27 protein-coding genes and 1 pseudogene are annotated in these 19,845 nt (G+C 68.5%); 24 read left to right on the forward strand and 4 right to left on the reverse strand.

Features of this window, described 5'->3' with window-relative positions; translation table 11 throughout:
- Window positions 1-13 precede the first annotated feature (13 nt).
- The 4 genes and pseudogenes from OG936_RS20970 to OG936_RS20985 form a co-directional block, all read right to left on the reverse strand.
- On the reverse strand, window positions 14-2,074 hold the full coding sequence (locus OG936_RS20970) for a PIG-L family deacetylase (protein WP_406500532.1): 2,061 nt from the start codon (window positions 2,072-2,074) through the stop codon (window positions 14-16).
- A gap of 332 nt (window positions 2,075-2,406) precedes the next feature.
- The gene (locus OG936_RS20975) at window positions 2,407-4,323 is read right to left on the reverse strand and encodes a poly(A) polymerase (protein ID WP_406496613.1); all 1,917 of its coding nucleotides are present in this window, start codon (window positions 4,321-4,323) and stop codon (window positions 2,407-2,409) included.
- A gap of 163 nt (window positions 4,324-4,486) precedes the next feature.
- Window positions 4,487-4,621, reverse strand: a pseudogene (locus tag OG936_RS20980) (DUF504 domain-containing protein); the annotation flags it as partial.
- Window positions 4,622-6,292 carry an RNA ligase family protein gene (locus tag OG936_RS20985; protein ID WP_406496615.1) on the reverse strand — a complete coding sequence of 557 codons (1,671 nt, stop codon included), beginning with the start codon at window positions 6,290-6,292 and terminating at the stop codon, window positions 4,622-4,624.
- A 513-nt stretch (window positions 6,293-6,805) separates the two neighbouring features.
- Between OG936_RS20985 and rpsJ the strand changes: the two genes are divergently transcribed.
- The 24 genes from rpsJ to map all read left to right on the forward strand — a co-directional run bounded on the left by rpsJ (window position 6,806) and on the right by map (window position 19,660).
- The gene (gene rpsJ / locus OG936_RS20990) at window positions 6,806-7,114 is read left to right on the forward strand and encodes a 30S ribosomal protein S10 (RefSeq protein ID WP_003948644.1); all 309 of its coding nucleotides are present in this window, start codon (window positions 6,806-6,808) and stop codon (window positions 7,112-7,114) included.
- Window positions 7,115-7,127: 13 nt separating this feature from the next.
- Window positions 7,128-7,772 carry a 50S ribosomal protein L3 gene (rplC, locus tag OG936_RS20995; protein ID WP_266747960.1) on the forward strand — a complete coding sequence of 215 codons (645 nt, stop codon included), beginning with the start codon at window positions 7,128-7,130 and terminating at the stop codon, window positions 7,770-7,772.
- Between the two features lie 4 nt (window positions 7,773-7,776).
- The gene (gene rplD, locus OG936_RS21000) at window positions 7,777-8,427 is read left to right on the forward strand and encodes a 50S ribosomal protein L4 (RefSeq protein ID WP_093540763.1); all 651 of its coding nucleotides are present in this window, start codon (window positions 7,777-7,779) and stop codon (window positions 8,425-8,427) included.
- On the forward strand, window positions 8,427-8,750 hold the full coding sequence (gene rplW, locus OG936_RS21005) for a 50S ribosomal protein L23 (protein WP_014154589.1): 324 nt from the start codon (window positions 8,427-8,429) through the stop codon (window positions 8,748-8,750). Before rplD ends, rplW begins: the two co-directional genes overlap by 1 nt.
- A 39-nt stretch (window positions 8,751-8,789) precedes the next feature.
- On the forward strand, window positions 8,790-9,626 hold the full coding sequence (gene rplB / locus OG936_RS21010; RefSeq protein ID WP_406496617.1) for a 50S ribosomal protein L2: 837 nt from the start codon (window positions 8,790-8,792) through the stop codon (window positions 9,624-9,626).
- Between the two features lie 12 nt (window positions 9,627-9,638).
- Window positions 9,639-9,920, forward strand: coding sequence for a 30S ribosomal protein S19 (gene rpsS / locus OG936_RS21015; protein ID WP_023539342.1), 282 nt, complete (start codon window positions 9,639-9,641; stop codon window positions 9,918-9,920).
- A gap of 43 nt (window positions 9,921-9,963) precedes the next feature.
- Window positions 9,964-10,311, forward strand: coding sequence for a 50S ribosomal protein L22 (gene rplV / locus OG936_RS21020; protein ID WP_073733141.1), 348 nt, complete (start codon window positions 9,964-9,966; stop codon window positions 10,309-10,311).
- Window positions 10,311-11,147: a 30S ribosomal protein S3 gene (rpsC, locus tag OG936_RS21025; protein ID WP_030914139.1), complete on the forward strand. Its 837-nt coding sequence runs from the start codon at window positions 10,311-10,313 to the stop codon at window positions 11,145-11,147. Before rplV ends, rpsC begins: the two co-directional genes overlap by 1 nt.
- 5 nt (window positions 11,148-11,152) lie before the next feature.
- Entirely contained in the window at window positions 11,153-11,572 is a 420-nt protein-coding gene (rplP, locus tag OG936_RS21030; protein ID WP_014047785.1) for a 50S ribosomal protein L16, read from the forward strand.
- The gene (rpmC, locus tag OG936_RS21035; protein ID WP_033297602.1) at window positions 11,572-11,796 is read left to right on the forward strand and encodes a 50S ribosomal protein L29; all 225 of its coding nucleotides are present in this window, start codon (window positions 11,572-11,574) and stop codon (window positions 11,794-11,796) included. The genes rplP and rpmC overlap by 1 nt, the downstream gene beginning before the upstream one ends.
- Window positions 11,796-12,080: a 30S ribosomal protein S17 gene (gene rpsQ / locus OG936_RS21040; RefSeq protein ID WP_073786784.1), complete on the forward strand. Its 285-nt coding sequence runs from the start codon at window positions 11,796-11,798 to the stop codon at window positions 12,078-12,080. Before rpmC ends, rpsQ begins: the two co-directional genes overlap by 1 nt.
- Window positions 12,081-12,187: 107 nt before the next feature.
- Complete coding sequence (gene rplN / locus OG936_RS21045) at window positions 12,188-12,556, forward strand: 50S ribosomal protein L14 (RefSeq protein ID WP_003966950.1); 369 nt, start codon at window positions 12,188-12,190, stop codon at window positions 12,554-12,556.
- 2 nt (window positions 12,557-12,558) lie between these two features.
- A complete protein-coding gene (rplX, locus tag OG936_RS21050; RefSeq protein ID WP_003966949.1) occupies window positions 12,559-12,882 on the forward strand; it encodes a 50S ribosomal protein L24 in 324 nt (107 codons plus the stop codon).
- A complete protein-coding gene (gene rplE / locus OG936_RS21055; protein ID WP_406496619.1) occupies window positions 12,882-13,445 on the forward strand; it encodes a 50S ribosomal protein L5 in 564 nt (187 codons plus the stop codon). The genes rplX and rplE overlap by 1 nt, the downstream gene beginning before the upstream one ends.
- A gap of 2 nt (window positions 13,446-13,447) precedes the next feature.
- Window positions 13,448-13,633 (forward strand): type Z 30S ribosomal protein S14, encoded by a 186-nt coding sequence (locus tag OG936_RS21060; RefSeq protein ID WP_003948630.1) that lies wholly within the window; start codon window positions 13,448-13,450, stop codon window positions 13,631-13,633.
- 224 nt (window positions 13,634-13,857) lie between these two features.
- Window positions 13,858-14,256, forward strand: coding sequence for a 30S ribosomal protein S8 (gene rpsH / locus OG936_RS21065; RefSeq protein ID WP_037688013.1), 399 nt, complete (start codon window positions 13,858-13,860; stop codon window positions 14,254-14,256).
- A 21-nt stretch (window positions 14,257-14,277) separates the two neighbouring features.
- Window positions 14,278-14,817 (forward strand): 50S ribosomal protein L6, encoded by a 540-nt coding sequence (rplF, locus tag OG936_RS21070; RefSeq protein ID WP_361441426.1) that lies wholly within the window; start codon window positions 14,278-14,280, stop codon window positions 14,815-14,817.
- Between the two features lie 2 nt (window positions 14,818-14,819).
- Window positions 14,820-15,203, forward strand: coding sequence for a 50S ribosomal protein L18 (gene rplR / locus OG936_RS21075; RefSeq protein ID WP_093540756.1), 384 nt, complete (start codon window positions 14,820-14,822; stop codon window positions 15,201-15,203).
- 47 nt (window positions 15,204-15,250) lie between these two features.
- Window positions 15,251-15,856: a 30S ribosomal protein S5 gene (rpsE, locus tag OG936_RS21080; protein WP_030914151.1), complete on the forward strand. Its 606-nt coding sequence runs from the start codon at window positions 15,251-15,253 to the stop codon at window positions 15,854-15,856.
- A complete protein-coding gene (rpmD, locus tag OG936_RS21085) occupies window positions 15,856-16,038 on the forward strand; it encodes a 50S ribosomal protein L30 (protein ID WP_406496621.1) in 183 nt (60 codons plus the stop codon). Before rpsE ends, rpmD begins: the two co-directional genes overlap by 1 nt.
- Before the next feature lies 1 nt (window position 16,039).
- A complete protein-coding gene (gene rplO / locus OG936_RS21090; RefSeq protein ID WP_018550610.1) occupies window positions 16,040-16,495 on the forward strand; it encodes a 50S ribosomal protein L15 in 456 nt (151 codons plus the stop codon).
- A 216-nt stretch (window positions 16,496-16,711) separates the two neighbouring features.
- Window positions 16,712-18,031 (forward strand): preprotein translocase subunit SecY, encoded by a 1,320-nt coding sequence (gene secY / locus OG936_RS21095; RefSeq protein ID WP_406496622.1) that lies wholly within the window; start codon window positions 16,712-16,714, stop codon window positions 18,029-18,031.
- Window positions 18,031-18,687, forward strand: a complete 657-nt coding sequence (locus OG936_RS21100) for an adenylate kinase (RefSeq protein WP_406496624.1) — start codon at window positions 18,031-18,033, stop codon at window positions 18,685-18,687. The genes secY and OG936_RS21100 overlap by 1 nt, the downstream gene beginning before the upstream one ends.
- A 130-nt stretch (window positions 18,688-18,817) precedes the next feature.
- The gene (map, locus tag OG936_RS21105; RefSeq protein WP_406496626.1) at window positions 18,818-19,660 is read left to right on the forward strand and encodes a type I methionyl aminopeptidase; all 843 of its coding nucleotides are present in this window, start codon (window positions 18,818-18,820) and stop codon (window positions 19,658-19,660) included.
- Window positions 19,661-19,845 lie beyond the last annotated feature (185 nt).

The following is a 19,845-nucleotide window of genomic DNA, read 5'->3' on the forward strand; positions in this document are numbered from 1 at the left end:
CCCACCTGTGTCCTCAGGCCGGACGGGGGCGCCAGAGCCAGGGCAGGGCGTCGGGTCCCAGGGCCACCGCCGTCGGCCGCCCGCCCTTCCCGATGTGCAGCGCGGGCCCGTCCAGCGCCACCGGTCCGCGTTTGCGTACGGAGATCCCTTGGGCGGTACGGAGCTGGACCAGGCCCTTCTCGGTGCGGCCGAGCAGCACCGGACCGCCCGGCGACCCCGCGACGGACACCGGCCCGTAGCCGTGGAAGCCCACCCGGTCCTCGATCAGCCGCCCGTAGCCGTCGATGCCGGTCTCCGCCGCCGTCTCCCCGGTCCGTACGGTCGTCAGAGCGGCCTTCGCCGCCGCGCGGTAGAACAGCTCGACAGTCCCGTCCGCCCCGGGCAGTGCGGCCGGGCCGTCCCCGGGCACCGGCACCCCGCTGATCCGGGTGCGCGCGGCGACCGGTTCGCCCGGCGCGTCCTGCGTCCAGTGATGCACCGCGAACCGCCCCGCCGCGAAGACATGGACGCACCCGGCGCCGTCCACCACGGCATTCAGCCCGTCCTGGATCTCGCCGCCGCCCGTGTCCCGCCAACCGCTCCACCGGCCTGCCGTGTCCCGGACCCGGGTGCTGAGGCCCTGCTCCGCGTTCCGTACGAAGAGGTGGACCCGTCCGTCGGGGGCGGCGATCGCGACCGGGACGCCGATCCGGCGTCCGCCGTCGTGATACCGCACCGGGTTGCCCAGCCCCTGCCAGGCACGGAAGCCGCCGCCGGGGGAGCGCTGCTCCAGCGCGACGATCTCGCGCTCGTTGTCCGCCCCGCGCCCGCCGAGCGCGGCGAACCGCAGCCCGAAGAGCAACTGCCGCCCGTCCGGCAGGGTCGCGCAGCCCAGGACCGATGCGAGCGGACCGCCGCCGAGGTCGTCCGGGGAGTCCCACGTCGCGCTGCCCGGCGCGTTCTCGCGCCAGCGGACCGCCCGCAGCCCCAGCACCCCGTACGCGACGAGCCGGCCGTCCGGGTCGGTGGCAACGGCCGGGCGGGGACCCGGGTAGCGGTAATGGGTGGACCGTACCCAGCCCTTCCGGTTGGTCAGCGGCCGGTTGCCGCCGACGCCGTAGTCGCCGCAGCCCGCGGCGTTGCCGCAGTCCCAGTCGGCCGAACCCCCGTACGCCACCAGGAGCGCCGCCTTCTCCGCCAGCACGGCGGGCGGCAGGTTCTTGGGCCAGTGCCGGTTGTAGTAGCCGCGGAACGCCGTGGTGGCGAAGCGCGGCACCCCGTCGCCGTCGCGGGTGGCCAGCGCCACCCAGCGGATCAGCGCCGTCCAGGTGAACAGCGCGGTCGCGGTGTGGTCGGGATGGTCGGAGTAGCCCTTCTGCTCGCTGTCCCGACGCCGGACGAGCTCACTGCTGTGCTGGATGTCGGGGTCCGGGTCCATGGTGTGCACGATGCTGGGCCGGTACCGGTCGAACAGCCCGACCAGGACGTCGATCAGTCCGTCGTACGTGTACGAGCCCACCTGCTGCAGCGGCGAGTTCTCGGCGACGACGGTGGACAGGACGAGCCGCCGGTCCTGCCAGAGACTGGGCAGCCCGAGACGCCGGTACGTGGTGTGTATGGCGGTGTTGATGAAGATCAGCTCGACCTTGCGGCCGGCGTTGCCGAGGCGGTTGATCTCGGCCCGGTGGTTGCCCCGCAGAGTGATGACGGACTTCTGCCATTGCGCGAACCGGCCGAGTCCGAGCAGCGTCGCGTACGCCTGGCGGAGCCCCTGGTGACGGGAGGAGGAGTACGCGGCCTTGTCGGGGGTGGGCAGGGGGCGGCCGGGCATGCGATTGATGCCGGTGGCCTCGCCGCCGGTCAGATAGACGCAGACCAGCGGCGTCCCGCCGTAGAAGGCCTGCTGGGTGTCCGGGTTCATGAAGTACAGGTCGTCGTCCGGGTGGGCGAGGATCTGCATCATCAGGGCCGAGTGCGAGGCGCTGATCGGCAGGCCGGGCATCGGGTCCGCGGTGGGGTCGCGGCGGCGGGGCGAGGCCGGTGCGGTGCAGGCGCTGAGGGCGGCCAGGCTCATCGCCCCGGCCGCCGCCGTCATCAGGGTGCGCCGCGGCACTCCCGTGCGAGATGCGCGCAGCGCAGGTTCGTCCGTCACACCGTGCTCCGTCCACTTGCCTCGCAGCGGGCGGCTGTGCGGCCCTGCGCTGCGTGCCGAATCCGTGCAGACGGCGGGGGGCGAGCCGCTGCTGCGGAGGGATAGACGGAGGTTGCCCGGGGCGGGTTGCCCGGGTTTCTACGGGTGCGCGACAAGAACCCGAACGGCCTAGCGTGCGGGCGTACGCACCACGAACACGTCGATCGGGTCCCGCCGTTCGTGACGCGCGCGGGCCGCCCTGCCCCGGAGCACGGCCGGGCGGACGGTCCGTTCCGTCACCGCAGCTCCGGTACCCCGCCCCGGTCCGTCCGGCGCAGACCCGCTTCCGGGATGCCGTGCAGCAGCCGGGCGCCGATCTCCGCGAGGCGGGCCCCGTCGGGCGGGGTGCGGCCGAGGCCGATGGCGTACTGGACGTGCGAGGCGTCGGCGGCGAACGGGCGGGGCCAGGCGTGGGCGTCCGGGGAGCCCGCCTGAGCCAGGGCATCGAGCAGCGCCAGGAGCCGCCCGCGCAGCCGCCCCTCGTCCGCGCCCCGCCGCACGGAGACGACCGCCCAGGCGGCGTGCCGCAGACGCAGCGGCGGCGGGGCGCAGAGCAGGGCGTGCGGTACGGACGCGCTGTCGGCGGCGGACTCCAGGATCTCCCAGGCGCGGAAGAGCTCCTCGGCGACGAGGTCACGGCCCGCGGGGGAGACCTGCGAGGTGCAGGAGCGGACCGGGGCGGTCGGGGTCAGCACGGTAAGAGGGAGCCCGCCCGCGTCCCCGGAGCCGACCGGCCGGCTCCAGTCCCATGCGGCCCACGTCGCGAAGAAGTGCCGGAGCAGGGGGAGCGGCGGCAGCCGGCCGGCCTCGTGGGCGGTACGGGCCGCCAGTACGGACCAGGCGAGGCCGGGCAGCCCGCCGCACGGGGCGGAGTCCACGCCACGCGCCCGCGCCCAGGCCTTCACCTCGCGGGCGAGCCGGGTGAACGCGGCCCGGTGCGGGTCCGCCGCCGCGAGCACGGCATCGGCGTCGCTCACCGCGCTGAGCGCCACGGCCGCCGCCCCGCCCAGTTTGCCGCGTCGGCCGACCGCCACGTCCGGGGAGAGGTCTCCGGTCGCGACGGTCACCAGGTCCACCCGGAGCCCGCCGAGGCAGAAGCGCAGACCGGGCACGCGGGCACCGGTCACCTCGCGCAGACCGACGGCGCCCGGAAGGGCGGCGGCCAGCCGCTCCCGTACCCCCGGCAGATCCCCGTCACCGGGCAGCGCCGCGACCAGGTCCACATCGGCGCCGGGCAGCGCACAGCCCATCCGCCGCGAACCGGCCAGGTGGACGCGGCCCTCGGGCAGAGCGGTGGCCACCCGGCGTACGAGATCCGCCGCCGCGGCGCCGTCGTCCTCCGCCTCCGCCCCGGCCAGCTCCACCCGTACCCCGAAGTGGTCCGAGACGTACAGCCCGTCCGGCGCGGCCACCTCGCCCAGCAGCACCGCCGACACGGGCCGCAGCCGCTCCGAGCGGATCAGCACCCGGTCCAGCCGGGACACCCGCCCCGTCAGTGAGGAGACGGCGGCCAGCGGGTTGACGGACGGGTCGAAGGTCGGCGTCCGGTCGTCCGCGCCGTGCACCAGGCTCCAGGCGTCGGGCATCCCCAGCCGGTCCTGGGGGGTGTCACCGCCGTCGTTGAAGTCGCCGAGCAGCGCCACATCGCCCTCGACTGCGGCCAACCCCGCTGCCAGATCGGTCAGTTCGGCATCGCGCCGGGCGGCGCCGTCCGGCGAATGGTCGCTGCTGAGGTGGGTGACCGCGACGGTGAGCGGCCCTTCCGCGGTCTCCACGACCACGGCGGCGACCGCCTTGTGCGGGCCGAGGACATGCAGGCCCGCCTCCCGTACGGGGAGCCTGCTGAGCAGCAGCAGACCGCAGTCCGCGACATCCCGGCCGGCCGGACCGGCCCAGAAGGTATAGCTCTCGCGGACCCACGGCGTCGACAACAACAGGCCGAGCAGGGCGGGTTCGGCCTCCTGGAGGGCGATGACATCCGCGTCCGCCGCACGCAGGGCGTCGAGGAGGAGGGGCCGGCGCCGGGCGGTGTCGATGCGGTCGCTGTCGTAGCGGTCCCAGAGGGTGTTCCAGGTCAGCAGCGTCAGAGCCGCGGGGGGGCGCCGTCGGCGGCAGGTCCTGCGGTACGGGCGTCCAGGCGGCCTCCGGCGCAAAGAACGCGTGCGGCGTACGGGAGACGAAGTACGGGGACGGCAGCCGGCGCGGGCCGCGTACCCGTCCGGCGTCCGTCGCGTCGATCCGGTCCACGCCCGAGGACCGGTCCCACACCACCTCATCGTCCGCCTCGAAGAACAGCACCCGGTGCCAGGGAACCTCCCCGCCGGGCGTGAACCGGGGCAGCGGCACCCGCTCGGGCACGGTCCCGCGCTGCGCCACGCCCATCACGAAGCGCGCCGGGTCGAACCGGGCGTCCCAGCGGACCCGGTGATAGATCTCCTCGCTGGTACGCATCTACGCCCTGTCCTCCACGGTTCCGCTCGCGCCGATGTACCAGGTGCGATGCGCCTGACCGGGATACGGGGGCACGAACCGGTGCAGCTGCGAGGCCAGCACTTCCGGGGGTACGGGGTGGGTGCGGCGCTCGTTGCGGCGGAGCAGCTCCGCCTCGCCGACCAGGGCGACCGCGTGGGTGTGCAGCGCGTCCCTGCGCCGGGCGACCGCGTGCACCAGGGAGCGCTGATGCGCGTTGAGCGAGGTCGCGTCCCAGACGACGGTGCCGCCCCCGGCGAGCGCCGCGTCCAGCCGGCCGAGCCCCTCGCGCAGCACCTCCCCGTTGGCCTTCTGGTCGGCGCGCGATCCCCGGGCGAGGCGCAGATCGTCGAGCGAGAGGTACGTGTCGACGCCCGGCAGTCCGCGCGCGAAGGTGCTCTTGCCGCTGCCGGACGGGCCCACCAGATGCACCAGGCTCGGGAACTCCCCGGTGCGCCACCGCCACGTCGCGGCGACGGCCTCCTCGGCGGTGGCGACCCGGCCCTGGGCGTACGCCTCCCGGGCCTGCGCCCAGCAACGGTCGGCGGCGGCCGGCTCCAAGTCCCCGAACGCCTCGCGCAGCCCGCCCGGTTCCCGTACGTCCGCCGCGTACAGCGCCGACCACTCCACCTGTTCGCGCGCCCCGTCGGTCTCCGCGACCGCCGCGGCCAGCGCGTGCAGCAGCGGCAGATCGGCGGCGAACGACAGCCGGACGAGGCCGGTCCGGCGCTCCTCGTCCGGGTACGGGCGGTGCAGCGCGGGGTGCAGTCCGACGAGATCCGCGACGCGGCGCGCGAGCGGCATCCCCAGCGCCCCCGCCAGCTCGGGCGCCAGTCCGGTGCGGCGGGACCGGTGCAGCAGCGCGGCCAGCACCCCGGTCAGCCGGTCGTCACCCGTCCGGCCCAAGCTGTCGAGTCCATCGCCCATCGCGGCGGCGGCCCCGGCGTCCCCCGCCGTCCTCCCCGTCGCTTCGGCGAGCGCCGCCGCGTCGACCGGCGCCCCGGACCGTACGGCCCACAGGGCTGCGGCCGGGCCGAGCCCGTTCTCCACCACGGCGGCGTGCATCCAGTGGGTGCCGGTCCGTACATGGCCGGGCCGCACCCACTTCGCCACCACCCGCCCGAACTCCGGTGCGCCGAAGCCGTCCACCGGCCGGACGACGTAGCCCTCCTGCCGGCCGGTGTCCGGCTTCAGCGCCCGCAGTGCCTTCTCGGCCCGCGCGTCGAACACCCCGCGCCACAGCACCGGCGCCGCCGGTATCCCCAGACCCCGTAGGAACACCACGGTCCGGTCCCAGTCCAGGCAGCGCTCGCCGTCCCAGACGGAGAAGCCGTAGAAGTAGCCCTCCAGGCGGTCGTACGGGATCGAATGGCGCGCGAACATGTTCTCCCCGCACACCCGCCGCCCTGCCGGGATACGGGTCGCGATCCGGCCCTGGAGCGCCTTCACCCAGCCCCGCGAGGGGTGGTGGGCGGAATCGAGCGAGCGGGCGTGGAGACCGTCGGCGTAGAGCGTGGTGTTCTCACCGTCCAGCTTCTCGGTGACGACGACCTCGCGGCCGGTCAGCGCGGAGAGGTCCCCGATCCGTACGTCGTCCGAGGTGGCCCCCGGGGACCAGGGCAGATGCGCGGTGCGCGGATAGTGCGTACGCATGACGTGAAGCCCCTGATGACGACGGCGTGCCCGGCCGGTCACTGTAGGGGCGGGGGTGCGGGACGCTCGAACGAATTACGGGGAGTACGGCGCCCCGGCACGGCTCCGGATGCGCGCCTGCGTTTGACCAACGGAACGCGCGGGGTAAGATCCTCCACCCGATTGGCCAGGCTCGCGCCCCGTATGGCACACTGACCAGGTTGCTCGGTTGAGTGCCAATGCTGCGCGCCTCCCGCCGGGAGGACCGGAAGCGAGTCCCACAGTACTCGTCGACCCCCTGCGGGTCGGACGTACGGGAATCTTCCGGGAAGCGTCAGTGGGGCACCGGCCAGGCGCCCGGTGGGTGTTCCGCCCCCGGTCTCGCGGTCCTCGGGCCCGCACCCCCTTGGTTGGGAAATCCTTCGGGAGATCTGCGTAGAGGGGATGCGACACGCCCGACCGCGTGGGTCGGAGACGGAGTTACCAGAGCCCTCGGGTTCCAGAGCGTTACGAGAGACAGGACTACTAGTAGCCATGGCGGGACAGAAGATCCGCATCCGGCTCAAGGCCTACGACCACGAGGTCATCGACTCCTCGGCGAAGAAGATCGTCGAGACGGTGACCCGCACTGGTGCGTCGGTCGCGGGCCCGGTGCCGCTGCCCACTGAGAAGAACGTGTACTGCGTCATCAAGTCGCCGCACAAGTACAAGGACTCGCGCGAGCACTTCGAGATGCGCACGCACAAGCGCCTCATCGACATCCTCGACCCCACGCCGAAGACGGTTGACTCGCTGATGCGACTCGACCTGCCGGCGGGCGTCGACATCGAGATCAAGCTCTGAGGTGACGCGCGAGATGGCTAAGAACATTAAGGGCGTCCTGGGCGAGAAGCTCGGCATGACCCAGGTCTGGGACGAGAACAACCGGGTCGTCCCGGTGACCGTCGTCAAGGCCGGGCCCTGTGTCGTCACCCAGGTCCGCACCAACGACCGCGACGGCTACGAGTCGGTTCAGCTCGCCTTCGGCGAGATCGACCCGCGCAAGGTGAACAAGCCCCTCAAGGGCCACTTCGCCAAGGCCGACGTGACCCCGCGCCGCCACCTGGTGGAGCTCCGTACCCCTGACGCCGGCGAGTACACGCTGGGCCAGGAGGTCACCGCCGAGGTGTTCGAGTCCGGCGTCAAGGTCGACGTCACGGGCAAGAGCAAGGGCAAGGGCTTCGCCGGTGTCATGAAGCGTCACAACTTCAAGGGCGGCAAGGCGTCCCACGGTGCCCACCGTGTGCACCGCATGCCCGGCTCCATCGGTGGCTGTGCCACCCCCGGTCGTGTCTTCAAGGGCATGCGCATGGCGGGTCGCATGGGCAACGAGCGTGTCACCACCCAGAACCTGACCATCCACGCGGTTGACGCGGAGAAGGGTCTGCTCCTCATCAAGGGCGCGGTCCCCGGTCCGAACGGCGGCCTCGTCCTGGTCCGTACCGCGGCCAAGGGGGCTTGAGGTAATGAGCACCATTGACATCCTTTCGCCGGCAGGCGACAAGGCCGGTACCGTCGAGCTCCCCGCGGAGATCTTCGACGCCAAGACCAGCGTTCCGCTGATCCACCAGGTCGTTGTCGCGCAGCTGGCAGCTGCCCGTCAGGGCACGCACAAGACCAAGACCCGCGGCGAAGTCCGTGGCGGTGGCCGCAAGCCGTACCGCCAGAAGGGCACCGGCCGCGCGCGCCAGGGTTCGACCCGTGCGCCGCAGTTCGCCGGCGGTGGCGTCGTCCACGGCCCGCAGCCGCGTGACTACTCGCAGCGGACCCCGAAGAAGATGAAGGCCGCCGCCCTGCGCGGTGCCCTCTCGGACCGGGCCCGTCACTCCCGTATCCACGTCGTCACCGGCGTGGTCGACGGTGCGGTGTCCACGAAGGCCGCCAAGACGCTGTTCGGCAAGATCTCGGAGCGCAAGAACCTGCTCCTGGTCGTCGACCGCGCCGACGAGGCCGCGTGGCTGTCCGCCCGCAACCTGCCCCAGGTGCACATCCTGGAGCCGGGCCAGCTGAACACGTACGACGTGATCGTCTCTGACGACGTGGTCTTCACCCAGGCCGCCTTCGAGTCCTTCGTGTCTGGCCCCCAGACCGCTGAGACCGAAGGGAGCGACGCCTGATGAGCGAGGCGACCGTTACCAGCAAGACCTACTCGGACCCGCGCGACGTTCTCGTCAAGCCGGTTGTTTCCGAGAAGAGCTACGCGCTGCTCGACGAGAACAAGTACACGTTCATCGTCGCGCCCGGCTCCAACAAGACCCAGATCAAGCAGGCCGTGGAAGCGGTCTTCTCGGTCAAGGTCACCGGGGTCAACACGATCAACCGGCAGGGTAAGCGCAAGCGCACCAAGACCGGTTTCGGCAAGCGCGCTGACACCAAGCGCGCCATCGTGACCCTCGCCGAGGGCGACCGTATCGACATCTTCGGCGGCCCGACCTCCTGACGGAGGTCGAGTCGTCCGGAATCGGACGAGGACTGAGAAATGGGTATCCGCAAGTACAAGCCGACGACCCCGGGCCGTCGTGGCTCCAGCGTCGCCGACTTTGTCGAGATCACGCGGTCCACGCCGGAGAAGTCGCTGGTTCGCCCCCTGCACAGCAAGGGCGGCCGTAACAACGCCGGTCGGATCACCGTTCGCCACCAGGGTGGCGGACACAAGCGCGCCTACCGCGTGATCGACTTCCGTCGTCACGACAAGGACGGCGTGCCGGCCAAGGTCGCGCACATCGAGTACGACCCCAACCGCACCGCGCGCATCGCGCTGCTCCACTACGCGGACGGCGAGAAGCGTTACATCCTCGCCCCGCGTGGCCTGGTTCAGGGTGACCGCGTCGAGAACGGTCCGGCCGCAGACATCAAGCCGGGCAACAACCTGGCGCTGCGCAACATCCCGGTCGGTACGACGCTCCACGCCATCGAGCTGCGGCCCGGCGGCGGCGCGAAGTTCGCCCGTTCCGCGGGTGCCTCCGTGCAGCTGCTGGCGAAGGAGGGCACCATGGCCCACCTTCGTATGCCGTCGGGTGAGATCCGCCTGGTCGACGCCCGCTGCCGCGCCACGATCGGCGAGGTCGGCAACGCCGAGCAGTCGAACATCAACTGGGGCAAGGCCGGTCGCATGCGCTGGAAGGGCGTTCGCCCGTCCGTCCGCGGTGTTGCGATGAACCCGGTCGACCACCCGCACGGTGGTGGTGAAGGCAAGACCTCCGGTGGACGTCACCCGGTCTCGCCGTGGGGTCAGAAGGAGGGTCGTACTCGCTCGCCGAAGAAGGCATCGAGCAAGTACATCGTCCGCCGCCGCAAGACGAACAAGAAGCGCTAGGAGCGGGTTTAGATGCCGCGCAGTCTCAAGAAGGGGCCCTTCGTCGACGGCCACCTCATCAAGAAGGTGGACGTACAGAACGAGGCAGGCACCAAGAACGTCATCAAGACCTGGTCCCGTCGCTCGATGATCATCCCGGCCATGCTGGGTCACACCATCGCGGTGCACAACGGCAAGATCCACGTCCCGGTGTTCGTCACCGAGTCGATGGTCGGCCACAAGCTCGGCGAGTTCTCGCCGACTCGCACCTTCCGCGGCCACGTCAAGGACGACCGGAAGTCGAAGCGCCGCTAGCGCGGGGTGGAAAACGACTATGACTCACACCGAAGGGACAACCATGGAAGCCAGGGCCCAGGCGCGGTACATCCGCGTCACGCCCATGAAGGCCCGCCGAGTGGTGGACCTCATCCGTGGCATGGATGCCACGGAGGCTCAGGCGGTCCTGCGTTTCGCCCCGCAGGCCGCGAGCGTGCCGGTTGGCAAGGTGCTGGACAGCGCCATTGCCAACGCGGCACACAACTACGACCACCCCGACGCCTCTTCGCTGGTCATCAGCGAGGCGTTTGTGGACGAGGGTCCGACCCTGAAGCGGTTCCGTCCGCGTGCTCAGGGCCGTGCCTACCGGATCCGTAAGCGGACCAGCCACATCACCGTGGTCGTCAGCAGCAAGGAAGGAACCCGGTAATGGGCCAGAAGGTTAACCCGCATGGGTTCCGGCTCGGCATTACCACGGACTTCAAGTCCCGTTGGTACGCCGACAAGCTGTACAAGGACTACGTCAAGGAAGACGTTGCCATTCGTCGCATGATGACGAAGGGCATGGAGCGGGCCGGCATCTCGAAGGTCGAGATCGAGCGCACCCGCGACCGCGTCCGCGTTGACATCCACACCGCCCGCCCGGGCATCGTCATCGGTCGCCGTGGCGCCGAGGCCGACCGCATCCGTGGCGAGCTGGAGAAGCTGACCGGCAAGCAGGTCCAGCTGAACATCCTCGAGGTCAAGAACCCCGAGGTGGACGCTCAGCTGGTGGCCCAGGCCGTCGCCGAGCAGCTCTCCTCCCGCGTCTCCTTCCGTCGTGCCATGCGCAAGAGCATGCAGAGCTCGATGAAGGCCGGCGCCAAGGGCATCAAGATCCAGTGCGGTGGCCGCCTCGGCGGCGCCGAGATGTCCCGCTCGGAGTTCTACCGCGAGGGCCGTGTGCCCCTGCACACGCTCCGCGCGAACGTCGACTACGGCTTCTTCGAGGCCAAGACGACCTTCGGCCGCATCGGTGTGAAGGTCTGGATCTACAAGGGCGACGTCAAGAACATCGCCGAGGTCCGCGCCGAGAACGCTGCTGCCCGCGCCGGCAACCGCCCGGCCCGTGGCGGCGCTGACCGCCCGGCCGGCCGCGGTGGCCGCGGTGGCGAGCGTGGCGGTCGCGGTCGCAAGCCGCAGCAGTCCGCGCCGGCAGCCGAGGCCCCCAAGGCCGAGGCTCCCGCCGCCGCTGCTCCGGCTGAGAGCACCGGAACGGAGGCCTGACCGAAATGCTGATCCCCCGTAGGGTCAAGCACCGCAAGCAGCACCACCCGAAGCGCAGCGGTATGTCCAAGGGTGGCACGCAGGTTGCGTTCGGCGAGTACGGCATCCAGGCGCTGACTCCGGCGTACGTGACGAACCGCCAGATCGAGGCAGCTCGTATCGCGATGACCCGCCACATCAAGCGTGGCGGCAAGGTCTGGATCAACATCTACCCGGACCGTCCCCTGACGAAGAAGCCGGCCGAGACCCGCATGGGTTCCGGTAAGGGTTCTCCCGAGTGGTGGATCGCGAACGTCAAGCCGGGTCGGGTGATGTTCGAGCTGTCCTACCCGAACGAGAAGATTGCTCGTGAGGCGCTTACCCGCGCTGCTCACAAGCTTCCGATGAAGTGCCGGATCGTTCGGCGCGAGGCAGGTGAGTCGTGATGTCGGCCGGTACCAAGGCGTCCGAGCTGCGCGAACTGGGCGGCGAGGAGCTTCTCAACAAGCTCCGCGAAGCCAAGGAAGAGCTGTTCAATCTCCGCTTCCAGGCGGCGACGGGCCAGCTCGAGAACCACGGTCGGCTCAAGTCCGTCCGTAAGGACATCGCCCGGATCTACACCCTGATGCGCGAGCGCGAGCTGGGCATCGAGACGGTGGAGAGCGTCTGATGAGCGAGAAGACTGTGACTGAGACGAACACCGACCGCGGTTTCCGCAAGACCCGTGAGGGTCTGGTCGTCAGCGACAAGATGGACAAGACCGTCGTCGTCGCTGTCGAGGACCGTGTCAAGCACGCGCTGTACGGCAAGGTCATCCGCCGTACGAACAAGCTCAAGGCGCACGACGAGCAGAACGCCGCAGGCGTCGGCGACCGCGTCCTCCTGATGGAGACCCGGCCGCTGTCCGCCACGAAGCGGTGGCGCATCGTCGAGATCCTCGAGAAGGCCAAGTAATTCCTGAGGGGCATTCCCCTCAGGCAGGTTCCGCCAGGCTCGGTGGGGGTCCGCTCCGGTAACGGAGTGGCCCCCGCCGGGAACCGGCAGACGATCAGGAGATAGACGTGATCCAGCAGGAGTCGCGACTTCGCGTCGCCGACAACACGGGTGCGAAGGAAATCCTCACCATCCGTGTTCTCGGTGGTTCGGGTCGCCGCTACGCGGGCATCGGTGACGTCATCGTCGCCACCGTCAAGGACGCGATCCCCGGTGGCAACGTGAAGAAGGGTGACGTCGTCAAGGCCGTCATCGTTCGCACCGTCAAGGAGCGTCGTCGCCAGGATGGTTCGTACATCCGCTTCGACGAGAACGCCGCCGTCATTCTGAAGAACGACGGCGACCCCCGCGGCACCCGTATCTTCGGCCCGGTGGGCCGTGAGCTGCGCGAGAAGAAGTTCATGAAGATCATCTCGCTCGCGCCGGAGGTGCTGTAAGCATGAAGATCAAGAAGGGCGACCTGGTTCAGGTCATCACCGGTAAGGACAAGGGCAAGCAGGGCAAGGTCATCGTGGCCTACCCCGCTCAGGACCGCGTCCTCGTCGAGGGTGTCAACCGGGTCAAGAAGCACACCAAGGCCGGTCAGACCGCTCGCGGTTCGCAGACCGGTGGCATCGTCACGACCGAGGCCCCCATTCACGTGAGCAACGTTCAGCTCGTCGTGGAGAAGGACGGCAACAAGGTCGTCACGCGCGTCGGTTACCGCTTCGACGACGAAGGCAACAAGATCCGCGTTGCCAAGCGGACGGGTGAGGACATCTGATGGCTACCACCACCACCACCACTCCGCGTCTGAAGACGAAGTACCGCGAGGAAATCGCCGGCAAGCTGCGTGAGGAGTTCTCGTACGAGAACGTCATGCAGATCCCCGGTCTGGTCAAGATCGTGGTCAACATGGGTGTGGGCGACGCCGCCCGCGACTCCAAGCTGATCGACGGCGCCGTGCGCGACCTCACGACGATCACCGGCCAGAAGCCGGCCGTCACCAAGGCCCGCAAGTCCATCGCGCAGTTCAAGCTGCGCGAGGGTCAGCCGATCGGCTGCCACGTCACCCTCCGTGGTGACCGCATGTGGGAGTTCCTGGACCGTACGCTGTCGCTCGCGCTGCCGCGTATCCGTGACTTCCGTGGCCTGTCGCCGAAGCAGTTCGACGGCCGTGGCAACTACACCTTCGGTCTCACGGAGCAGGTCATGTTCCACGAGATCGACCAGGACAAGATCGACCGGGTCCGGGGCATGGACATCACCGTGGTCACCACGGCGACCAATGACGACGAGGGTCGTGCCCTCCTTCGTCACCTCGGCTTCCCGTTCAAGGAGAACTGACCGTGGCGAAGAAGGCTCTGATCGCTAAGGCCGCCCGTAAGCCGAAGTTCGGCGTTCGCGGGTACACCCGCTGCCAGCGCTGCGGCCGGCCCCACTCCGTCTACCGCAAGTTCGGCCTGTGCCGCGTGTGCCTTCGTGAGATGGCTCACCGTGGCGAGCTGCCGGGCGTGACCAAGAGCTCCTGGTAATTCTCCTTCGCCCTCCGGGCGTTGGGAATTGACGGAAGCTCTCGGTAAGCATCTGGTCGGCAGGAGCCCGCCCTCACATGCCGTAGGCTTGTGGGGTTGGGCGCCTGCCGCCCAAGACCGACTTACTACGCCGTAGGTCCCCGCACCGCACCCGTCCTGCCTCTGAGTGGGGAGAGGGATGGCGCATACAGGAAACCCCGGCGAGAGAGGCCGAAGGCCAATTCATGACCATGACTGATCCCATCGCAGACATGCTCACGCGTCTGCGTAACGCGAACTCGGCGTATCACGACTCCGTCGTGATGCCGCACAGCAAGATCAAGTCGCACATCGCGGAGATCCTCCAGCAGGAGGGCTTCATCACCGGCTGGAAGGTCGAGGACGCCGAGGTCGGCAAGAACCTCGTCCTCGAGCTGAAGTTCGGCCCGAACCGCGAGCGCTCGATCGCCGGCATCAAGCGAATCTCGAAGCCGGGTCTGCGTGTATACGCAAAGTCCACCAACCTGCCGAAGGTCCTCGGCGGCCTGGGCGTGGCGATCATCTCCACGTCCCACGGTCTCCTGACCGGCCAGCAGGCCAGCAAGAAGGGCGTAGGTGGGGAAGTCCTCGCCTACGTCTGGTAGTCGGGAACGGAGGAATAGCTCATGTCGCGAATCGGCAAGCTCCCCATCCAGGTTCCCGCCGGTGTGGACGTCACCATCGATGGCCGCACGGTCGCGGTGAAGGGCCCCAAGGGCACCCTCACGCACACCGTCGCGTCGCCGATCGAGGTCACCAAGGGTGAGGACGGCTTCCTCAGCGTCACCCGCCCGAACGACGAGCGTCAGAACAAGGCCCTCCACGGCCTGTCCCGCACGCTGGTGGCGAACATGATCACCGGTGTGACCCAGGGATACATCAAGGCGCTCGAGATCAGTGGTGTCGGTTACCGCGTCCAGGCGAAGGGCTCCAATCTGGAGTTCGCCCTGGGCTACAGCCACCCGATCCTGATCGAGGCCCCGGAGGGCATCACCTTCAAGGTGGAGTCCCCCACGAAGTTCTCCGTCGAGGGCATCGACAAGCAGAAGGTCGGCGAGACCGCGGCCAAGATCCGCAAGCTGCGGAAGCCTGACCCGTACAAGGCCAAGGGCGTCAAGTACGCCGGCGAGGTCATCCGCCGCAAGGTCGGAAAGGCTGGTAAGTAGCCATGGCATACGGCGTGAAGATCGCCAAGGGCGACGCCTACAAGCGTGCCGCCCTCAAGCGTCGCCACATCCGCGTCCGCAAGCACATCTCCGGTTCGCCGGAGCGTCCGCGCTTGGTCGTGACGCGGTCCAACCGCCACATGGTCGCTCAGGTCATCGACGACATCGCGGGCCACACGCTCGCGTCGGCGTCGACCCTGGACGTTTCCATCCGTGGTGGCGAGGGCGACAAGAGCACCCAGGCCAAGCAGGTCGGCGCCCTGGTCGCTGAGCGTGCCAAGGCCGCAGGCGTCGAGGCCGTCGTGTTTGACCGCGGTGGTAACCAGTACGCCGGGCGGATTGCCGCTCTGGCTGACGCCGCCCGTGAAGCCGGGCTGAAGTTCTAAGCCCCGGTTCCTACGCACAGCGGACGTAACAGAGAGAGGTAAATCCAATGGCTGGACCCCAGCGCCGCGGAAGCGGTGCCGGTGGCGGCGAGCGGCGGGACCGGAAGGGCCGTGACGGCGGCGCAGCTGCCGCCGAGAAGACCGCGTACGTTGAGCGCGTTGTCGCGATCAACCGCGTCGCCAAGGTTGTGAAGGGTGGTCGTCGCTTCAGCTTCACCGCGCTGGTCGTGGTGGGCGATGGTGACGGCACCGTCGGTGTCGGTTACGGCAAGGCCAAGGAAGTTCCCGCGGCCATCGCCAAGGGCGTGGAAGAAGCCAAGAAGAACTTCTTCAAGGTTCCGCGTATCCAGGGCACCATTCCTCACCCGATCCAGGGCGAGAAGGCTGCGGGCGTCGTCCTGCTGAAGCCTGCTTCCCCCGGTACCGGTGTTATCGCCGGTGGCCCGGTGCGTGCCGTTCTGGAGTGCGCCGGCGTTCACGACATCCTGTCGAAGTCGCTCGGCTCCGACAACGCGATCAACATCGTGCACGCGACCGTGGCGGCCCTCAAGGGCCTGCAGCGTCCCGAGGAGATCGCGGCCCGCCGCGGTCTGCCCCTGGAGGACGTGGCCCCCGCGGCTCTGCTTCGTGCACGTGCGGGAGCGGGTGCGTAATGGCTCGCATCAAGATCACGCAGACGAAGTCGTACATCGGCAGCAAGCAGAACCACCGCGACACCCTGCGTTCGCTCGGGCTCAAGCGCCTGAACGACGTGGTTGTCAAGGAGGACCGTCCCGAGTTCCGCGGCATGGCTCACACCGTCCGCCACCTCGTGACGGTTGAGGAGGTCGACTGACATGGCGGAGAACAAGCCGCTGAAGGCCCATGACCTCCGGCCCGCCCCGGGCGCCAAGACCGCCAAGACCCGTGTGGGTCGTGGTGAGGCGTCCAAGGGTAAGACCGCCGGTCGTGGCACCAAGGGCACCAAGGCCCGTTACCAGGTTCCGGAGCGCTTCGAGGGTGGGCAGATGCCCCTCCACATGCGTCTCCCGAAGCTCAAGGGCTTCAAGAACCCGTTCCGCACCGAGTACCAGGTCGTGAACCTGGACAAGCTCGCGACGCTCTACCCCGAGGGTGGAGAGGTCACCGTGGCCGACCTGGTCGCCAAGGGTGCGGTACGCAACAACCACCTCGTCAAGGTCCTCGGACAGGGCGAGATCTCCGTGGCGCTGCAGGTTTCGGTTGACGCCGTCTCCGGCTCCGCCAAGGAGAAGATTGCCGCCGCCGGCGGCACCGTCACCGAGCTCGTCTGAGACAACTCGATGGCCTGAACATCCGACCGGGGATGCCTCTCATATGGGGCATCCCCGGTTGGTCGTTCCTAGGTGGGCATGGTCGCCGGTAAGGTGGCGTGCGTTGTTGCGTGGTATCCCCCTGGGCATCCGCCCGGGGACCTTTGACTGTTACGTATTCGTCGATCCTCAATACCGTCACCTCTACGCTTTGCGCGGGGGGTCGCAGGAGGCACCGTGCTCACCGCGTTCGCCCGGGCGTTCAAGACGCCCGACCTGCGCAAGAAGCTGCTCTTCACGCTCGGCATCATCGTGATCTACCGGCTCGGGGCACACATCCCCGTACCGGGAGTGAGCTACGAGAACGTCCAGACCTGTGTTGATCAGGCCAGCAAGGGCAACAACAGCCTCTTCGGCCTGGTGAACATGTTCAGCGGTGGTGCACTGCTGCAGATCACGATCTTCGCGCTCGGCATCATGCCGTACATCACGGCCAGCATCATTCTTCAGCTGCTGACCGTGGTGATTCCCCGACTCGAGGCGCTCAAGAAGGAGGGGCAGTCAGGCCAGGCCAAGATCACGCAGTACACGCGTTATCTGACCGTCGCACTCGCCATCCTTCAGGGCACCGGCCTGGTGGCGACCGCCACCAGTGGCGCGCTGTTCAGCGGCTGCCCGGTCGCCGACCAGATCGTGCCGAACCAGTCGATCTTCACGACCATCGTCATGGTCGTCACGATGACCGCGGGCACCGCGGCCGTCATGTGGCTCGGTGAGCTCATCACCGACCGTGGCATCGGCAACGGCATGTCGATCCTGATGTTCATCTCGATCGCCGCCAGCTTCCCCGGCGCCCTGTGGGCCATCAAGACCAGCGGCAAGCTGGCCGATGGCTGGATCGAGTTCGGCACCGTCATCCTGATCGGCTTCGTGATGGTGGGCCTCGTCGTCTTCGTCGAGCAGGCCCAGCGCCGTATTCCGGTGCAGTACGCGAAGCGCATGATCGGCCGCAGGTCGTACGGCGGTACCTCGACGTACATTCCGCTGAAGGTGAATCAGGCGGGTGTGATTCCCGTCATCTTCGCTTCTTCGCTGCTCTACATTCCGGCCCTGATCGTCCAGTTCTCCAACTCCACCGCGGGTTGGGCCACCTGGATCAAGGACAACTTCGTCACGGGCGACCATCCGTACTACATCACGGCGTACTTCCTGTTGATCGTCTTCTTCGCCTTCTTCTACGTGGCGATTTCGTTCAACCCCGAGGAAGTCGCCGACAACATGAAGAAGTATGGTGGCTTCATCCCCGGTATCCGGGCCGGTCGACCTACTGCCGAGTACCTGAGCTACGTGCTCAACAGGATCACTTGGCCGGGCTCGCTGTACCTGGGTCTGATCGCTCTTGTGCCGACGATGGCGTTGGCAGGCTTCGGTGGCGCCAACCAGAACTTCCCCTTCGGCGGAACAAGCATCCTCATCATCGTGGGTGTGGGTCTGGAGACCGTGAAGCAGATCGAGAGTCAGCTCCAGCAGCGCAATTACGAAGGGTTCCTCCGCTGATGCGAATCGTCCTCGTCGGGCCGCCCGGTGCCGGCAAGGGAACGCAGGCTGCGTACCTTGCCAAGAACCTGTCGATTCCACAGATCTCCACGGGCGATCTCTTCCGCGCCAACATCAGCCAGGGCACCGACCTTGGCAAGCAGGCTCGCGCCTACATGGACGCGGGGCAGTTGGTACCGGACGAGGTCACCATCGGTATGGCCAAGGACCGCATGTCCCAGCCCGACGCCGAGAACGGCTTCCTGCTGGACGGCTTCCCGCGCAATGTGGGTCAGGCCGAGGCCCTTGACGCCATGCTGAAGGACGAGGGCACCAAGCTGGACGCGGTCCTGGACCTGGAGGTCCCCGAGGACGAGGTGGTCAAGCGCATCGCCGGCCGCCGGATCTGCCGGAACGACGGCTCCCACGTCTTCCACGTGACGTACAACCCGCCGAAGACCGAGGGTGTCTGCGACACCTGCGGCGGCGAGCTGTACCAGCGCGACGACGACACCGAGGACACGGTTCGTACCCGGCTGGAGGTCTACCACACGCAGACCGAGCCGATCATCGACTACTACAGGGCCCAGGACCTGGTGGTCACCATCTCCGCGCTCGGCAAGGTCACCGATGTGACCGAGCGGGCGATGGAGGCTCTCAAGTCCGACCAGGGCTGAGCGCAACACCCGCAGTACTTGTGCAGTCGGCCGCGGCGTCCATGGGCGCCGCGGCCGACTGTTTGCGCCGTATCGTTGGGTACGCCGCAGTCACCGTTCGATGCAGTTCGATGCAGAGAGGCGCCGTGCAATGGTGCAGATCAAGACCCCCGAGCAGATCGCGAAGATGCGTGAGGCGGGGCTGGTGGTCGCTGCCATTCACGCGGCCACCCGCGAGGCGGCGGTCCCCGGCGCCACGACGCTGGACCTGGACCGGGTCGCCCGCAAGGTGATCGCCGACCACGGTGCGAAGTCGAACTTCCTCGGTTACGGCGGGTTCCCCGCGACCATCTGCACCTCGGTCAACGAGGTCGTCGTCCACGGCATCCCGGACGACAAGACCGTCCTCAAGGACGGCGACATCATCTCCATCGACGCCGGCGCGATCGTCGACGGCTGGCACGGCGACGCCGCGTACACGGCCTTCGTGGGCACCGGTCACGCTCCGGAGCTGATCGAGCTCTCGCGGGTGACCGAGGAGTCCATGTGGGCCGGTATCGCCGCGATGAAGGTGAACAACCGCCTCGTCGACATCTCGAAGGCGATCGAGTCCTACATCCGCCGCCAGCCCCGCCCCGCCACCGGCAAGTACGGGATCATCGAGGACTACGGCGGCCACGGCATCGGTACGGAGATGCACATGGACCCGCACCTGCTGAACTATGTCGCCCGCAAGCGCGGCAAGGGCATCAAGCTCGTTCCCGGTGTCTGCCTGGCGATCGAGCCGATGGTCTCCCTCGGTACGGCGCAGACCGAGGTGCTCCAGGACGACTGGACCGTGCTCACGACGGACGGTACCTGGTCCTCCCACTGGGAGCACTCGATCGCCCTCACGGAGCAGGGGCCCCTGGTCCTGACCGCCCCCGACTGCGGCAAGGCGAAGCTGGCCCAGTACGGAATCGAGACGGCGCCGGATCCTTCCCCGAGGTCTTGAGGACCAGGGGAGACCTCACCGGCCGATATGACCCTCTTGTGGAGGTCTAAGGATCTCCCCGGATGGGCAAACTTGACGGATTCGTCTTTTGGAGTCCGCTGACGTAGACTGACTCGTCGGCTCTCGTGCATCAGTGTGTCCACATGTCCACATGCGATGCAGGAAGTCGATCAAGGTAGCCGATT

The sequence above is a fragment of the Streptomyces sp. NBC_00846 genome (assembly GCF_045207325.1).
In the GTDB taxonomy this organism is placed as follows: domain Bacteria; phylum Actinomycetota; class Actinomycetes; order Streptomycetales; family Streptomycetaceae; genus Streptomyces.

Coding starts and splice junctions, on each gene's coding strand:
- OG936_RS20970 (WP_406500532.1), bottom strand. CDS start 2,074: ATGACGGCGGCGGCCGGGGCGATGAGCCTGGCCGCCCTCAGCGCCTGC.
- OG936_RS20985 (WP_406496615.1), bottom strand. CDS start 6,292: ATGCGTACGCACTATCCGCGCACCGCGCATCTGCCCTGGTCCCCGGGG.
- rpsJ (WP_003948644.1), top strand. CDS start 6,806: ATGGCGGGACAGAAGATCCGCATCCGGCTCAAGGCCTACGACCACGAG.
- rplC (WP_266747960.1), top strand. CDS start 7,128: ATGGCTAAGAACATTAAGGGCGTCCTGGGCGAGAAGCTCGGCATGACC.
- rplD (WP_093540763.1), top strand. CDS start 7,777: ATGAGCACCATTGACATCCTTTCGCCGGCAGGCGACAAGGCCGGTACC.
- rplW (WP_014154589.1), top strand. CDS start 8,427: ATGAGCGAGGCGACCGTTACCAGCAAGACCTACTCGGACCCGCGCGAC.
- rplB (WP_406496617.1), top strand. CDS start 8,790: ATGGGTATCCGCAAGTACAAGCCGACGACCCCGGGCCGTCGTGGCTCC.
- rpsS (WP_023539342.1), top strand. CDS start 9,639: ATGCCGCGCAGTCTCAAGAAGGGGCCCTTCGTCGACGGCCACCTCATC.
- rplV (WP_073733141.1), top strand. CDS start 9,964: ATGGAAGCCAGGGCCCAGGCGCGGTACATCCGCGTCACGCCCATGAAG.
- rpsC (WP_030914139.1), top strand. CDS start 10,311: ATGGGCCAGAAGGTTAACCCGCATGGGTTCCGGCTCGGCATTACCACG.
- rplP (WP_014047785.1), top strand. CDS start 11,153: ATGCTGATCCCCCGTAGGGTCAAGCACCGCAAGCAGCACCACCCGAAG.
- rpmC (WP_033297602.1), top strand. CDS start 11,572: ATGTCGGCCGGTACCAAGGCGTCCGAGCTGCGCGAACTGGGCGGCGAG.
- rpsQ (WP_073786784.1), top strand. CDS start 11,796: ATGAGCGAGAAGACTGTGACTGAGACGAACACCGACCGCGGTTTCCGC.
- rplX (WP_003966949.1), top strand. CDS start 12,559: ATGAAGATCAAGAAGGGCGACCTGGTTCAGGTCATCACCGGTAAGGAC.
- rplE (WP_406496619.1), top strand. CDS start 12,882: ATGGCTACCACCACCACCACCACTCCGCGTCTGAAGACGAAGTACCGC.
- rpsH (WP_037688013.1), top strand. CDS start 13,858: ATGACCATGACTGATCCCATCGCAGACATGCTCACGCGTCTGCGTAAC.
- rplF (WP_361441426.1), top strand. CDS start 14,278: ATGTCGCGAATCGGCAAGCTCCCCATCCAGGTTCCCGCCGGTGTGGAC.
- rplR (WP_093540756.1), top strand. CDS start 14,820: ATGGCATACGGCGTGAAGATCGCCAAGGGCGACGCCTACAAGCGTGCC.
- rpsE (WP_030914151.1), top strand. CDS start 15,251: ATGGCTGGACCCCAGCGCCGCGGAAGCGGTGCCGGTGGCGGCGAGCGG.
- rpmD (WP_406496621.1), top strand. CDS start 15,856: ATGGCTCGCATCAAGATCACGCAGACGAAGTCGTACATCGGCAGCAAG.
- rplO (WP_018550610.1), top strand. CDS start 16,040: ATGGCGGAGAACAAGCCGCTGAAGGCCCATGACCTCCGGCCCGCCCCG.
- OG936_RS21100 (WP_406496624.1), top strand. CDS start 18,031: ATGCGAATCGTCCTCGTCGGGCCGCCCGGTGCCGGCAAGGGAACGCAG.
- map (WP_406496626.1), top strand. CDS start 18,818: ATGGTGCAGATCAAGACCCCCGAGCAGATCGCGAAGATGCGTGAGGCG.